This window comes from Streptococcus sp. FSL E2-3488 (assembly GCF_038003585.1).
GTDB classification, from domain to species: domain Bacteria; phylum Bacillota; class Bacilli; order Lactobacillales; family Streptococcaceae; genus Streptococcus; species Streptococcus thermophilus.
Genome location: NZ_JBBOPL010000001.1, coordinates 610,783 through 624,871, shown reverse-complemented (window position 1 = coordinate 624,871; position 14,089 = coordinate 610,783). Strand labels below are relative to the sequence as shown.

General features: G+C 34.4%; 15 protein-coding genes and 4 pseudogenes. 8 read left to right on the top strand and 11 right to left on the bottom strand.

The window, feature by feature from the left end; translation table 11 throughout:
* Positions 1-35 precede the first annotated feature (35 nt).
* From MHH90_RS03310 to MHH90_RS03290, 5 genes are all read right to left on the bottom strand, one after another.
* Positions 36-395, bottom strand: coding sequence for a hypothetical protein (locus MHH90_RS03310; RefSeq protein ID WP_011681370.1), 360 nt, complete (start codon positions 393-395; stop codon positions 36-38).
* The gene (locus MHH90_RS03305) at positions 392-1,807 is read right to left on the bottom strand and encodes a Y-family DNA polymerase (RefSeq protein ID WP_340725778.1); all 1,416 of its coding nucleotides are present in this window, start codon (positions 1,805-1,807) and stop codon (positions 392-394) included. Before MHH90_RS03305 ends, MHH90_RS03310 begins: the two co-directional genes overlap by 4 nt.
* Before the next feature lie 173 nt (positions 1,808-1,980).
* Complete coding sequence (locus MHH90_RS03300) at positions 1,981-2,331, bottom strand: cytosolic protein (RefSeq protein WP_340725777.1); 351 nt, start codon at positions 2,329-2,331, stop codon at positions 1,981-1,983.
* A 4-nt stretch (positions 2,332-2,335) separates the two neighbouring features.
* On the bottom strand, positions 2,336-2,704 hold the full coding sequence (locus MHH90_RS03295; RefSeq protein ID WP_340725776.1) for a hypothetical protein: 369 nt from the start codon (positions 2,702-2,704) through the stop codon (positions 2,336-2,338).
* 80 nt (positions 2,705-2,784) lie between these two features.
* A complete protein-coding gene (locus MHH90_RS03290; RefSeq protein ID WP_064355586.1) occupies positions 2,785-3,144 on the bottom strand; it encodes a hypothetical protein in 360 nt (119 codons plus the stop codon).
* A 114-nt stretch (positions 3,145-3,258) separates the two neighbouring features.
* On the opposite strand from MHH90_RS03290, the gene MHH90_RS03285 reads away from it, so the two are divergent.
* The 3 genes from MHH90_RS03285 (at position 3,259) to MHH90_RS03275 (ending at position 4,872) form a co-directional block, all read left to right on the top strand.
* On the top strand, positions 3,259-3,720 hold the full coding sequence (locus MHH90_RS03285; RefSeq protein WP_228024339.1) for a hypothetical protein: 462 nt from the start codon (positions 3,259-3,261) through the stop codon (positions 3,718-3,720).
* 74 nt (positions 3,721-3,794) lie between these two features.
* Positions 3,795-4,253 (top strand): hypothetical protein, encoded by a 459-nt coding sequence (locus MHH90_RS03280; protein ID WP_002945812.1) that lies wholly within the window; start codon positions 3,795-3,797, stop codon positions 4,251-4,253.
* Position 4,254: 1 nt separating this feature from the next.
* Positions 4,255-4,872, top strand: a complete 618-nt coding sequence (locus tag MHH90_RS03275; protein ID WP_011226260.1) for a LysE family translocator — start codon at positions 4,255-4,257, stop codon at positions 4,870-4,872.
* Between the two features lie 340 nt (positions 4,873-5,212).
* Here MHH90_RS03275 and MHH90_RS03270 read toward each other — a convergent pair whose 3' ends face one another.
* Together MHH90_RS03270 and MHH90_RS03260 are read right to left on the bottom strand one after the other, a co-directional pair.
* Entirely contained in the window at positions 5,213-5,572 is a 360-nt protein-coding gene (locus MHH90_RS03270) for a hypothetical protein (protein ID WP_011226262.1), read from the bottom strand.
* A 558-nt stretch (positions 5,573-6,130) separates the two neighbouring features.
* Entirely contained in the window at positions 6,131-8,224 is a 2,094-nt protein-coding gene (locus tag MHH90_RS03260) for a glycosyltransferase (protein ID WP_167401549.1), read from the bottom strand.
* 647 nt (positions 8,225-8,871) lie between these two features.
* Here MHH90_RS03260 and MHH90_RS03255 point away from each other — a divergent pair.
* From MHH90_RS03255 to MHH90_RS03235, 5 genes and pseudogenes are all read left to right on the top strand, one after another.
* Positions 8,872-9,918, top strand: a complete 1,047-nt coding sequence (locus MHH90_RS03255; protein WP_038694561.1) for an FtsX-like permease family protein — start codon at positions 8,872-8,874, stop codon at positions 9,916-9,918.
* Between the two features lie 4 nt (positions 9,919-9,922).
* On the top strand, positions 9,923-10,597 hold the full coding sequence (locus MHH90_RS03250; RefSeq protein WP_011681376.1) for an ABC transporter ATP-binding protein: 675 nt from the start codon (positions 9,923-9,925) through the stop codon (positions 10,595-10,597).
* A 324-nt stretch (positions 10,598-10,921) separates the two neighbouring features.
* Positions 10,922-11,349 (top strand): annotated as a pseudogene (locus MHH90_RS10200) (transposase); the annotation flags it as partial.
* A complete protein-coding gene (locus tag MHH90_RS03240) occupies positions 11,340-11,609 on the top strand; it encodes a hypothetical protein (protein WP_011681378.1) in 270 nt (89 codons plus the stop codon). The pseudogene MHH90_RS10200 and the gene MHH90_RS03240, both read left to right, overlap by 10 nt.
* 159 nt (positions 11,610-11,768) lie before the next feature.
* Positions 11,769-12,068 carry a hypothetical protein gene (locus MHH90_RS03235; protein WP_011681379.1) on the top strand — a complete coding sequence of 100 codons (300 nt, stop codon included), beginning with the start codon at positions 11,769-11,771 and terminating at the stop codon, positions 12,066-12,068.
* 99 nt (positions 12,069-12,167) lie between these two features.
* Here MHH90_RS03235 and MHH90_RS03230 read toward each other — a convergent pair whose 3' ends face one another.
* From MHH90_RS03230 to MHH90_RS03215, 4 genes and pseudogenes are all read right to left on the bottom strand, one after another.
* Positions 12,168-13,079: an MATE family efflux transporter gene (locus tag MHH90_RS03230; protein WP_011681380.1), complete on the bottom strand. Its 912-nt coding sequence runs from the start codon at positions 13,077-13,079 to the stop codon at positions 12,168-12,170.
* Positions 13,076-13,398 (bottom strand): annotated as a pseudogene (wgkC, locus tag MHH90_RS03225) (PqqD family peptide maturation chaperone WgkC). Before wgkC ends, MHH90_RS03230 begins: the two are co-directional and overlap by 4 nt.
* Positions 13,395-14,015, bottom strand: a pseudogene (locus MHH90_RS03220) (SPASM domain-containing protein); the annotation flags it as partial. The pseudogenes MHH90_RS03220 and wgkC, both read right to left, overlap by 4 nt.
* A pseudogene (locus MHH90_RS03215) lies at positions 14,012-14,083 on the bottom strand (MFS transporter); the annotation flags it as partial. The pseudogenes MHH90_RS03215 and MHH90_RS03220, both read right to left, overlap by 4 nt.
* Between the last annotated feature and the right edge of the window lie 6 nt (positions 14,084-14,089).

Sequence of the window (14,089 nt, the reverse complement as noted above, 5' to 3'; positions counted from 1 at the left end):
AAGCAACAACCACATAATATAGGTTGTTGCTTTTTTTAGTATATGTGATTTTCCAAAAGATGAATTTGAAGAATATTGTCGAGTTGGACTAATCTATACCCTTCATTAGTCTTTATTGATATTTCCTTACGAGACAGTTCTCTCACTTCACCAAATAAAGTAATTTTCCTATCACGATGTTTGATAGTGAACTGCCCTTTAAGTTGGTTGGCATAGAGTTGAGAAAGTAATAAGAGTTTCTGAGGTTTACTTAAGTCTGTTGAAAAGTCAACACGATATTTAGCAGCATGTAATGATGAGGTATGTTCGGACAGAAAGAACCCCATCCACTTTTGCATCCCTGGATCCTGGTATTCTCTTGCTGCTTGAAATGGTAAATAGGAACGATCAATCATTTTAAACCATCCAATCCTCCAGCAGAATGTCCTCCGATGAGCCTACTTCTGGCAATACTTCTCGATGCACCGTCAAGTGCATTAGCTTTTAGTAGAGAGGTAAAGCCAAATTGGTCTCTGATAGAATCTATTGCTGTCTGGAGCCTTTCTTCTTTTTCAATTTGTTCGACATCATCGAACAGTGAGATTAAACCAAAAGATTCATCTACAAAACCAGAATAATTAACCGCTACACTTCGGATTGCTCCTGAAGTGTATTTATTATGGAATAACTTCAACACATAGTTTGTCAGCATGTTAGTGTTATTCGTTGGTTCAATTTTCATTTGAGTATTGATAGAGCGTTTGTTTTCTTGCTTAGAGTAGCCAAGGTGTATAGAAACAACAGTCGCTTTTTTGCCTATCTTTCTCAGTCGGATAGCAACTTGTTCGGCCATCTCTCTAAGGACAATTTCAATATCTCGTTGTCTGAAATAGTCTCTAGGAAGAACCTGGGAGTTGCCTAGACCTTTTGATTTTGGTTTATAGGGTTTGTGAACGTTACTTTCATCAATACCATTAGCATGAAACCATAATCGAAGACCAGCTACTCCTAATTCTTTCTTCAAGATATCTGGGTTAGCATTTGCTAAGTCTTTGATTGAGTGGATACCTAATGTGTTGAAGCGTTTCTCCATTCTTTTACCAATACCCCAGAAATCTGTCATGTTTGGAATAGACCATACCTTATTCTCCACATCCTCATAGGACCAGTTAGCTCCCATAGTTGGAGTTTTCTTTGCTTCATTATCAAGGGCAAGTTTAGCAAGTAAGGGGTTAGCGTTGGACATACCAACGGTTGAATAGATGCCAGTTTGTCTCCAAATGTCTCTCTGAATCTTCGCAGAAATAAGGTCGAGTTTTTGTTTTCGAGACAACTGCTTATCTGGAACGAAGTAATTAAGAGAACTAGATAGGTCAATAAAACCTTCATCTATAGAATAAGGGTAAATATCATTTGGGCTACCATAGTTTTGAAAAATGCCTTGGATTTCCATATTAACTGAGATGTATTTGTCCATTCTGGGAGGAACGATGAAAGTCACTTTTGCCCAGTCTTCAATGAATCGCACGTATTCTGGATCTGTTCTCAGTCCTTGTTTCTTGGCATTGTAGTACGAGAACTTTCTTGTTTGAACATCAAAAGGGAGGTCGTATGCTCTTCCTACGTTTGATTTCCCAAACACTTTCTTAAATATCGGTGAAGAAGCAATAATAAGACCTGCAGAGTTATCAGCTCTACTCATAACACATAGAGAAGTTTTTAGAGGATGTAGTCCTCTCTCAACACATTCGACGCTAGCATAAAAAGACTTCATATCGATAAAAGCGATATCACTTCTTGGTTCTCTTGAATAATCAAAATATCCCATGTGCCACCTCTTTTTGTTAGTTTATAAACTAACAAAAAGTATAGACTATTTTGGTAAAGTTATCAAGTGTTACCAATAGTCTTCGAGAGTAAAAAAAACACCAATAACTGTGTAATTGGCGTTTTCAGTAGTCTTCTAATTCATTTTAAAAGGAGTATCGAGTTATAAGTAACTTATTCAGAACTTCCCATTGATGATGACTCGGTAGAGGCATTAGAGTTATTGCCTCCGTTGCTATTATCTAGGACATTAGCACCCAAGAGCGAATTATAACCATTTTCATCAATATTGCTATGAAATTCAGGATTTACCCCCATGTCTTGTGATGAATCGGAAACTCCAGAATCTTGTTGTTGCGTAGGTGTTGTTGGGGCACTTCCAGCTACCGTTTTGGTGTCACTCTGAGCTGATTCACTAATAGTTGCTTGAGTAGAGCTTGAACTAGATGATGATGGTTTCGTAAAGGATGAGGTTTCCGTTTTTGAGGTGTTTTTGCTTGTGTTATCATTTTCTAACTGAGTCAACTTCTCATATATTTTTTGCGTTAATGTATTTTGTTGTGAGGCCGTTAATGATGCTGCGACACGAATAACAACTGTTCCGTATACATAGTGTGAACCAGGATTGATGACAGTTGGGAAGGCCATCGAAAGCACTTAAATAGTCATTTCGTTTTTTGGCATCTTCTGCCGTTTTATAGACTTCAACACATCCACCTGCATCCGTACCTTTTGCTACTAAATCAGCACCAGCAACTGGATTAGTCACTTCATTGTCAGCGAAATAAACTGCTGCTGTATAACTTCCTTGCTTATTTAAGTCTTGGTTTGGATCATTATTTTCTGTGGCTGACTGAACATCAGTAATCGTAACAATTTCCTTAAGACGACTTTCCACAAATGTATTGGAAGGATTTGTAATTTGTTTTAACTGCTTTACACTCGTTGAATACTTCTGATTTTTATCTTTAAGTTCTTTTATCTCTGTTGTGTAGTTGATTGGTTTTTTAGTGATTTAACTTGTTTATTGATGTCGCTTGTTTTCTTTTTGATTTTAGGAATTACTTGTTTTTTCTTTTCAACAGTTGAGACTTCGTTTTTTAACTTAACCGTCAGATTTTCGTCTAAAGGTTTATCTTTACTACTAAGTAGTTTCTTAGACGCTTTTATTGTTTCCTCTAAGCTACGGTTTTCTTTTTCAATTTTGGCTATCACTTCATTAAATGACTGTACCGCTATTTGATGTGGTGAAATTGCAAGTACATAGTACCCTATACCAAAACAGAGTAGTACGATAAGAGAAATTACGGCACTTTTCTTTGTATTAATTCTTTTCATAAAAGAAGATTCTTTCATAGTCTATATATTTATATAATTTTCCGAAAATTCTATCTTTTTTTGATTGCGATTCACTATTTTTTGTGTATAATTATAACATATAGTAGGAAATTTATGAAAAACATTGAAGATAGTATTACCACTGCCCCTAGAACAGGGGTACTTGCAGATTTTTTTGAAAAAACTGCATTAGGCGAGTTGGGAGAGCCAAACAATACTTATTTAAGTGATATTAATTTATTTAAAAATGACGAAAAAATGTTATCTTTTTATTTAAATCATAGAAAATTACAAGGACAATTTGACAAGCATTTCTACTTAAGTATTCCCTTTATATTAGAAGAAGAATGTCGCGTTGGCTCAGCATTAAAAGATTACTTAGAAAAAAGAGATGGTACACAGTATTTATATGTTCTCGGAGCCGCTGAAGGAACAATGGCTAGAACAATTGGAAATTTGAGCAATGGTAAGATAAAAACTTTATCTTGTAGCCCAACAAAAGCTAATCAGGATAATTTTTTAGATATGGTAAGCCACTACATTCCAAATTTATCCTATCCCCTTACAATAAAATAACCAACTCAAATATCAGAGAATTATTTCCTAATTTCAATGGTTTTGACGTCATAATAGAAGATACAACATTTCAGATGTACAGTCCAGATAGAGCTAAACAAATAAAATTTACAAAAGAAAAGCTGAAAAAAGATGGTATAATTGGTTTTATTGAGAAATTTTCCAATAAAGATATTACGGAATTTCTAAAACGAGAACATATCAAAGACTCACTTTTTAAAAATAGATTTTTCTCACAAAAAGACATTCAATTGAAAAAAGACAATGTATTAACAGATATGAATAATGGTCTTGTTACAATTGACACATTTAAAAACATTTTAGCTGACTTCTTTAAATATGCTGTTATAAACTGGAATTCTGGAAATTTCTATACAGTCTACGCATCTAATAGCAAAAATAATCTTTTAAGCTTTTTATCTAATATGACACCAGCATTAACTCCTAATCAGTTTGTACATACCGATCTTCCAGTTGCATTGCTGAACTTAAATAAAAACGAAATAAAATACAGAGTAATAAAGGAAAAATAATATGTCACTATCTACTTGGATATCATACACTATCGCTTGCATTCTACTTATTTCCCCTCCTGGACCAACAGTAACTTATCTTATAACTACTAGTATGACTCATGGGAAAAAAACTGCTTATGAAATTGTTTGGGGAAGTTTCTGGGGAGGACTTGTTTGTCTAATCCTCTCGTTTATTGGGATTGGAGCTATACTCAAAACTTCAGGAACCTTGTATGCAATTTTACGTCTACTTGGGATCGCTTATCTTATCTATTTAGGAATCAAAAGTTTTCTTGATGCTAATAAGGTAAAAGATAAAACTGAAAAAATGGTACCTCCTGAAAAAGGAGAAGCCTTTAAAAATGGATTTTTATTGATATTTTTAAATCCTAAAAATATTATTTTCTTTGCTTCATTTTTACCTCAATTCATTAATCACAACTCTCCGTTTTTATTACAAACTACAATATTAAGTTTGACATATCTAATTGTTGGTTTAATCAACGATTATTTATATAGTTTTTTTGCTTCAAATATTGGAAACGTACTTGGAAAACATTCTGAAAAGTGGATTGCCTACATCGGTGGTGTAGCTATGATACTATCAGCTATAATCGTTGTATTTCAAAATTTTTAGTAAAATTTTGAAGGAATTATCTTAGGAATTAAGAAATTCTCCGAATTATTCATAAATCACTTTTCTACTTCATTAACTTTACTCTAATACCTAAAACTCAACCTCAAATAAATATGACAGGAAAAATTATTTTTAACACATAAACAAAAAAACACTCTAAAAATGGCTCTATAATTTCTGTAGTGGGTGAAACCACTGTAGAGATTATAGAGCTTTTTAAGTGTACACAAAAAGTCCCATAAGAACTATAATGAAAAGCGACGAAACTACCATTAGGAAGAACTTATGAGACTTATTAAGAATACCACAGAACTAATCGGAATTAAAGACCCAAATATCATTATTTCACTTGTTTTTGAAACTGACACTCATATCTAGATTCAAGCAAAACTCGATTACCCTGCACCATCATGTCCTCATTAACACATCCACCTGCATCCGTACCTTTTGCTACTAAATCAGCACCAGCAACTGGGTTAGTCACTTCGTTGTCAGCGAAATAAACTGCTGCTGTATAACTTCCTTGAAGGAAAACGACTTCTGCTTGATAATAAATAAAATTCTTCTGATTCGCTTCTTCAATGAGGCCTACTTTTCTCAAGGTTAACATTTGATTTATACTATCATCAAATTCGGAAAGAAATGCTATCTTGGTGAGCATACCTATATCCTTTTTTGAAAAAGATTCTACACTCTTCATAGACTACTGTCAAGACTATTTCGAAAGAAGTCTAGATAGAAGCACGAACTTGTCCGATAGCCAGTGAACCGTCCTGTTTAAAGTACATCCACTGGTCATCACCTACTTGGAGGTAGCGACCGTTAGCGAGAATACCTGATTCTGGCTCATAGTAATATTTAATGCCATTTTTTCGATACTTTCCCTCTTAGATTGGCTACCATCTTCCTTGAAGTAATAGAGATAACTATCAATGTATTGACATCCAGGGTGACAAGCCTACTGAAAAAAGAGACTTAGAACTGAGGTTTCCCACCCATCATGGCACTAGAGAAACCCAAGGAACCCATGGATCCCCCAAAGATATTTGCATTTTTCAAATCCACAAGTGGTAGAACCAAGCGATTTCCTAAACAATAAATAAAGAGGAAAAAGACGGTCCATAACACACATTTGGTGATTATCGATTGACTAATTTTTTTACTGTTACTCCTATTTCCTGCCCTATAGACAGGCTGATGTTATGTCGTTAGAAATGAGACATAAACTAAATTGCAGCCCACTTATCCAAATAATGGATTACAGACTCTTCTTACGCATCTGGCGAATGGTCTCAGCCATCTCCTTCCAACGATCTCTTGAGTAGGTTTGCTGATTATGTTTGGTTGACTTGAGGTCCTCAAATCCTAAGATTGGTTTGTTTTCAAACCTAAAGGCATCAAGAATTTCCACTACTTTTCTACCTGGATTAATATCCAAAAGCAAGTCACTAGTACGCACCAATTCCAAATCTAGCCCATCTAAACCTGCAATGGCTGAGTAAACTGTCACATTTGGATAGGTAATCAATTGGGCCAATTTATCCGTCACATGCTGGCGAGAGGCAATTTTAAACTGCACCTTAGGAAGAGCCGAGATAAGATCCGTCAAATGAGGGATTTCTGAAATGTTGGTGTAGACCAAACAAGTAAATGGACGGCCCTTAGGATAAATCATGTCCTCTGAAAGTGGCAGTAAGGAGGCATTTTCAGCTACTCCTGACCAATCCATTTGGGCATAGAACCACCAAACCTCACGGTAGGCTTGGCAAGCCAAAGGTAACCAGGGCTTACGGTGTGAAGTATAGTGTAAAACCTTAGGATAGTCTTGACCATTTGGCAAATGGTAACCAGATAGACTAGACTTGGTCACAGCGTAGTTGTTGTCAAAAGACAACGTCAACCAGTTGTTACAAAAAACCATATTAAGAATTGACTGCTCCGCAAATGGTACCTTATCATGCCATTCGCTAGTCATGTCAATTAAGTGACGTCTCATGTTGTACTGCTTCCAATAAGCCGTATCAATCACCATGAAGCCTGCATCAAACATTGCCTGATGATCCTGACCTTGAACAGCATAGTCACGTACAGCAGCCAAAGGACGGCCTTGCAAATCAAGGGTAAAGAGGTCTTCCAGAGAACCGGTAACCACCATGTCACTGTCCAAATAAAGAGCTCGTTCCTCAGACACAAAGTCCGCCACAAAATAGCGAAGATAGCTTGCATAGTTGCTATTAGTCTTGAATTGCTTGATATGACTACTATCCACACGACAGTTAATCACTTCACTACCAAAGGCAGCCAAATGACGGTTTAGTCCTCTAAACCACTCTTGAGAGAAATCATCGTTAATCAAGTAAAAACGAATGTTACGATGATGGAAAACGATGGATTTGATAGTCGTAAGCACTTGGTCAACATAAGTATAGTTAGCCGCAAGAACAATAGCACGCTTTTTAGTCTCATAACGTTGAGGAGCTAAACTCAAGACCTGGAATTTCTCCTGAATGGAGCGGTAGGCATCAGAATCCCTGAGACCTTGCTCCTCCACATTTTTCAAGCAAGCCTCTAGCATCTGACGGTAGGTGACCATGTATTTCTCCAAAGGGAAACCATGACTAGCAACAATAGCCAAGCGTTCTTCCATGGCATAAACCAAGGTCATCATCCAGTCTTGCATCCAAGTCGCTGATAGCATCTCTGGACTCTCACGATATACATACAGTCCCTTGTTGAGATAAACCGTACGCTCACTCATGAGATAGGCTTTAAGGTTGAAAAAGCCATCTTCTCCTGCATGTTCTTTTGGGAAAATCAAGTCATTAAACAAGGAACGTTTGTAGAGTTTCCCAGTGGCTGAGATCAGAGCAATATTGGTGTTATTGGTTTCTTCAAAGAGTCCATCAATAATCTGAGCGGGTGAATAGACCCGTTCGTAATAATCTTCATCCTTGATATAACAATAAAAGGGATCTTCCGATTCCTTATAGACACTATAATTAGCTACTGCAATATCTGCCTTGTGAGCTTGAAGCGCCTTATAAAGCTCCTCCAGATAGGTTGGCTCTACCCAATCCTCAGCATCCACATAGGTGACGTAAGTTCCCTTAGCCTGACGAATACCAATATGGCGAGCATCTGAAAGCCCTCCATTATCTTTTTTAAAATAGAGGATGCGAGAATCCCTAGCGGCATAACTACGGCAAATGGCATCACTATTGTCTGTTGATCCATAATTGATAAGGATGATTTCAAGATTTTGATAGGTCTGACTCAAGACACTGTCTAGACAGGTCTGGAGTTGATTTTCTACATTGTAAACGGGAATAATTACGGAAATTTTTTCTGTCATTTTTTATTTCCTATTTTTTCTAGCTAGTACATTTTTTATTTTCCTGTCTCAAACTTTCATAAGATAGCAAGGAATAGTCTAAGAATCTGATAAGTATTTTACGGTCACAAGATATAAGGGCCGGAAACACATTCTATACACTTTTTCCTTGATTTTATCGAGACCTAACCATGTTAAATTATAACATAGTATCACTTAATTTAATATGGTTAACTTTTTTATGAGGGATTTTTTCAAACTAATTTCCTTTTATTTTCAGAAAAAACTGATAGTTAGGAAGATTGAAATAAGTGGATAGAAAAAGAGATAGCTCAGATGTGAAACTATCTCTTTCTTCCTAAACTTATAATTTCAAATTCCAAAATCGAATAAATTTAACCATATTTCAAATCAAAAAATGCAGTCTTTCTTATACTGTTAAAGCGATACAAAATAGACTTGCTGTTCTGGTATAGTAAATTTGTAACACTCCTACCTAATAAGTTAAACCATTCATTAGAATAGGAGACATAACATGAAACACTATCCAGACGAAACACGACAAAAAATTGTTCGACTGCACATTCAAGACGGATGAACATTAAAAACCTTTTCAACACATTAAGTGATACACTAATAATAAATAGAATTAATGACAGGAGATTATTATGTTTTTAGCTATTAAAGAGATGCTACATGAAAAATTGCGTTATAGCCTAATAGTGGCACTTATATTTTTAGTAAGTTATCTTTTGATTATTCTTACTGGTTTAGCCACTGGTTTAGCTAACCTAAACAAAGCGGCAATTAACGAGTGGGATGCTTCAAGTATTGTCTTAAATAGTGATTCTGAAGGACGTTTACAACAATCTTTTCTTTCACAAGATCAGGTTGCTAGTTTACCCAATAATGGTACCAGAATTTCACAGTATAGTACACTTGTAAAATCAGAAAATGGATTAAAAGAGAATACTCAATTAGTAGCTCTTGATTCCAAATCGTTCATATTTAAAAAATTGAAAATAACAAGTGGTAGTAAAAATGTCCGAAACAATGCCGGCGTCGTATCGGATAAATTCAAACGTGATGGATTCAAAATCGGTGACCACTTGTTAGTTGCTAATTCATCATTGAGGATTAAAATTACAGGTTTTACACCCAGGGCAACTTTAAGTGCTCTTCCCGTGGTTTATATTTCACCAGACACTATTCAATCACTGAATAAAGGTGTAACAAATGCTGTGGTATTCAAGAATACGTTAAATAATTCAAAAATACCAAAAGGGACTATTCAGTTAAGCATTGACTCATTTATTAATAAATTACCCGGATATAGTGCACAACAACTCACATTCAACTTCATGATTGGTTTTTTGTATATTATTATTCTAATTGTTATTTCAATTTTCTTGTATATTCTGACCGTTCAAAAATTACCTAACTTAGGTGTCTTGAAGGCGCAAGGAGTCTCAACGCAATATCTTGTTTTGAGTACGTTATTTCAATCATTTATTATGTCAGTTATTGGCGTTATTATAGCCATTATATTAGGTGAAATAACAGCTATTACGTTACCCAGCGAGGTACCCATTGTCATCGATAAAAGTAATATTATTGTAACTGGAATCGGTATTATTATTATGTCCTTGTTGGGTGCGTTGATACCAATTCGCCAAATTGCCAAAGTTGATCCTTACAAAATTATTGGAGGTTAATTTCATGTCAAATCTCATTTTCGACTCAGTCACAAAAATTTTTGGTGAGGGGGGTAGTAAGTACGTAGCACTAGAAAATATTAATTTCGAAGCAGAAAGCGGTCAGCTTATTTTAGTTGTAGGGCCATCAGGATCAGGAAAAACTACATTTTTGACTATAGCAGGCGGACTACAGACACCAACTAATGGTGACGTAAAAATAAATGACAGTACAATTAACAGTTTGTCCAAAAAACAACAAACAAAATTAAGATTGGAAAAAATAGGATTTATTTTACAATCTTATAACTTAGTCCCATTTTTAACGGTCGAAGAACAGTTTAAATTCGTAGATAAACTAAAAAAACAAAATTTGACTGAACAAAAATTGCATGAGCTTCTTTCTGATTTAGGACTTTTAGAACTGCTAAAAAAATATCCTAATCAACTTTCTGGTGGACAAAAGCAGCGTGTGGCAATTGCTAGAGCATTATACACTGATCCTGACTATATTTTAGCAGATGAACCCACAGCCGCATTAGATACAGATAGATCCATGAAAGTAATCGAGTTACTCAGAGATTTAGCGCACAAAAGAAATAAAATTATTATTGTAGTTACTCATGACTTAAGGTTAAAAGATATGGCAGACAAAGTTTATCAGATAATTGACGGTAAAATGACAATCCTGGAGAAGTAATTTAATTTATGACTAAAAATCAGCAAAAATATAATTATGACTAAGGAATATTTTATTAACTAAATGTTGAGATAGCACAAGGAAATATTTGTGCTATCTTTTTTATTTATTAGGAAAAGAGAAAAAATTATGCCAACGAAAATATGGTTAAAACCAGAACAATTAGATTTGTATATTAAACATTTAGAACGATTTAGAGACTTATATAGTAAACTAGACTGTTCTGGTATAGTAAATTTGTAACACTCCTACCTAATAAGTTAAACTATTCATTAGAATAGGAGACATAACATGAAACACTATCCAGACGAAACACGATAAAAAATTGTTCGACTGCACATTCAAGACGGATGAACATTAAAAAGCTTAGCTGCTGAATATGGCGTATCCCAAGCCTCAATCTCTAATTGGGTAAGACATTATCGCAAAGAATGCCAAACTAATAATAAAGAAAAATCACAGCTTGAACTCATGGAGGAGGTTCGTAAATTACGTCAAGAAAAGGCAGAGCTTGAAAAGGAAAATGATTTCTTAAAAAAAGCAGCGGCATTCTTTGCAAAGGAAATCGATTAGAGGCATATCGTTTTATTGATAACTATAAAGAAGATTTTGGTTTGCGTTGGTTGTTCTTGCATATGAATATTCATCCCAATGCTTATTATAATTATCTTAAAAAGACAAGGACTAACTATCATCGTCAAAAGAAAGCTATTCTTAATACTATTCGAGATATCTACCATGAGTGCAATGGAAAGAAGTAAATCAATTCTTCGAAACAGAAAGCATCAAACTTTCTGATATAGAGCCTTCGAAAGTTAGTTATAGGGAGGTACAAAGGAATCAAATCAATACCACTATTTATAATGAAAAAGGTAATATAAAGGATATTGATACTAGCATTATAAGAGATATGTACGATAAAAGCAAACCTACTTTAAAACAGGGAGCCTATATATCCGCTATAGCAGCTTCTCTAGAAGGGGGGTACTGCATTTATAACAGCAATAATTAAAAAAAGCGCTTAGGGAAAACTATTAGTGAGTTTACAAAAGACGATTGTCTTGAAATTTCTAAAGATAGTGGAATTGGAGCTATAAAAGGAAGTACTCGAGGCATTACGATATACGCCCTAACGAATTACACAGCTACTCCTGCAGCAGTAGCAAGTTCATTGTGCACTGCTTCATTTGGTATCGCTAAAGAAGCATACAAATTCCGTAAAAACTTAATCACAAAAGAAGAATTTTTACTAAATTCGCAAATATTATGTGTTGAAGTATCAGTTAGTGCATTATCCTCAATATTAGGACATGCTGTAATTCCAATACCTATTTTAGGATCCGTTATTGGAAATAATATAGGAACTTTCCTATATGAAATCGCTAAAGATAATCTCACAATGAAAGAGAAATTACTGATAGCAGATTATTTCAAAGAGATACAAGAATATAACTATTTTTTAGATAATTAATTTGAATTATATAATCATCAACTTCAGAGAGATTAAGAATTACTATAAACTTTTAGGGAAGGCATTTTCTCCTGACTATAATATCGCTTTTCAGGGATCTTATGAATTTTTAAATATGTTTTTTAAAAATACGTTAACCTCTCCTATTTTCTCTGCTTCAGGTAAATAGATAGAAACGGTTGTCGAATAAACAAAAGAAGGTACACTCACAATTGAAAGCAATTGACTAATAACTGCATAAATAGCCAACAATTCTACTCCTAATCTCGACATCAAGGCATCAAACACCATAATAAACAAAACACTCTCCAGAATTTCTTGACCAACCAAAGGAATACCAAATGTTATTAATTCAAATTTAGTTGTAGATGTAATGGATAAAGCCTTCAAAATCATTGGATAAACCATAAACAAGTAACTAAGCGATATGAAAGCTAAGGATACAATCGTTGATATGGCTGCTCCCTTAATTCCGATTTGTGGTACCAGTACATAATTTAACACAACATCTATTAATGAACTGATAAGTCCAACCCACATAATTGGTTTTGTTTTCTTTTGAACTCTTAATAAATTTGTCAGCGAAAAGTTTAATAATGTCAATCCGATATATGGAGACATGAAGACTAAATAAATGGTGGATAAGGACAATAGTTGCCCTTTAAATCCATAGAGCTGCTTCAAGATTACATTTCCAAAAATAATGACAAAAACCGCAAAGGCAACTCCGATAATTAAATCTAAGGTTAGATTTGATTTCAATAAATCATCAAACCTGTTAGTTTGCCGATTAGAGTACGCCTTAGAGCTTTTAATATTAAATGACAAACTGAATGCTCCTAAAAGTCCACCAAAAGCAAATAAGAGATTCTGAATAATGGAAATTCCTGACAGAGCAATTGAGGAATTGTTCACAGCAAAATGCAATGCTATCTGCCCAATAATTACTTGACCAATATTTGTTAAAACTAAGGGAAAGGCAAATTTGTTAATTTCTTTTGAATCTATCATTTTTCCTCTCTAAAAGGCTTCAAATGTAAGTAAAGATCAGATTTAACTAAATTTGCATAAATAATATGCAAAATAGGAGTTTCTCCTAAAAATGAAATAATTGCCTGCTTACAATCATTAGCAGATACCTCATAATCTTGCTGTAATAGTTCTACAATCTTGTCTAAAGAAAAATTTTTAGAAATGCAATAAAGTATTTCTGCTCCTATTTCATCAAATGAATAGTACTCTAATCAAGTAGATCGTATCCTATGTATTCATCTGCTACTTTATTTACAATGAAATCTCTCTTACCTCTTATCACAAAATGTTCTTTCATACGACTACTCCACCTCCTTTTTGTTCATAAAAGCAGGCTAAATCAGAGCCCAGTAACGTTCCATCTAATTCCAAGGCACTGCATCGACATCCCCCACCACACCATGGTAGGGGACATTCTGAACATTTCCCAGAAATATCATCAAATGTAATTGATCTTAGTTTATTAAATACAGCAGAATGGTGCCAAATTTCGCTAAACTTTTGTTCTTTAACATTTCCAGCAACTAATTCATCTATACCATTCATCAAGTCACACCCGTATACATCTCCTTTATGATTAATTGAACATGCTCTAACTCCAGCTTGACAAGATATTTCCCTTGGCTTATCAAAATTTATATCTACTTTTTGATGCCAAACATTTTCTAATAAATCTGATCTATTATAAAATGCAAGCGGAAAATAATGTGTCAAAAAAACATCACTTTCATTAGGAGGAACAATTTTAAATTTAACTTTGAACTCTCCTTTAGAAATCCGCTCTGTTAAATCAAGAAAAACAGGATACCATTGTTTTTTATCTGCTAAAATACTACCGTCATTAGCCCTACCAGTAGGACAAATAACCATAACTGACATATACTCAATACCAAGCATATCATTCAATCTTATACTCTAAAGAAAATATCTGCTAAATTTGCAAACAATTGTGCTATCAATAATTTGGCAAATGAATTAGAAATACAACT

Bases quoted from the DNA above. Each gene is read 5' to 3' on its own strand.
- MHH90_RS03260 (WP_167401549.1), bottom strand. From the start codon at position 8,224: ATGACAGAAAAAATTTCCGTAATTATTCCCGTTTACAATGTAGAAAAT.
- MHH90_RS03255 (WP_038694561.1), top strand. From the start codon at position 8,872: ATGTTTTTAGCTATTAAAGAGATGCTACATGAAAAATTGCGTTATAGC.
- MHH90_RS03275 (WP_011226260.1), top strand. From the start codon at position 4,255: ATGTCACTATCTACTTGGATATCATACACTATCGCTTGCATTCTACTT.
- MHH90_RS03290 (WP_064355586.1), bottom strand. From the start codon at position 3,144: ATGAAAAGAATTAATACAAAGAAAAGTGCCGTAATTTCTCTTATCGTA.
- MHH90_RS03250 (WP_011681376.1), top strand. From the start codon at position 9,923: ATGTCAAATCTCATTTTCGACTCAGTCACAAAAATTTTTGGTGAGGGG.
- MHH90_RS03305 (WP_340725778.1), bottom strand. From the start codon at position 1,807: ATGGGATATTTTGATTATTCAAGAGAACCAAGAAGTGATATCGCTTTT.
- MHH90_RS03270 (WP_011226262.1), bottom strand. From the start codon at position 5,572: ATGAAGAGTGTAGAATCTTTTTCAAAAAAGGATATAGGTATGCTCACC.
- MHH90_RS03310 (WP_011681370.1), bottom strand. From the start codon at position 395: ATGATTGATCGTTCCTATTTACCATTTCAAGCAGCAAGAGAATACCAG.
- MHH90_RS03280 (WP_002945812.1), top strand. From the start codon at position 3,795: ATGTACAGTCCAGATAGAGCTAAACAAATAAAATTTACAAAAGAAAAG.
- MHH90_RS03230 (WP_011681380.1), bottom strand. From the start codon at position 13,079: ATGATAGATTCAAAAGAAATTAACAAATTTGCCTTTCCCTTAGTTTTA.
- MHH90_RS03285 (WP_228024339.1), top strand. From the start codon at position 3,259: ATGAAAAACATTGAAGATAGTATTACCACTGCCCCTAGAACAGGGGTA.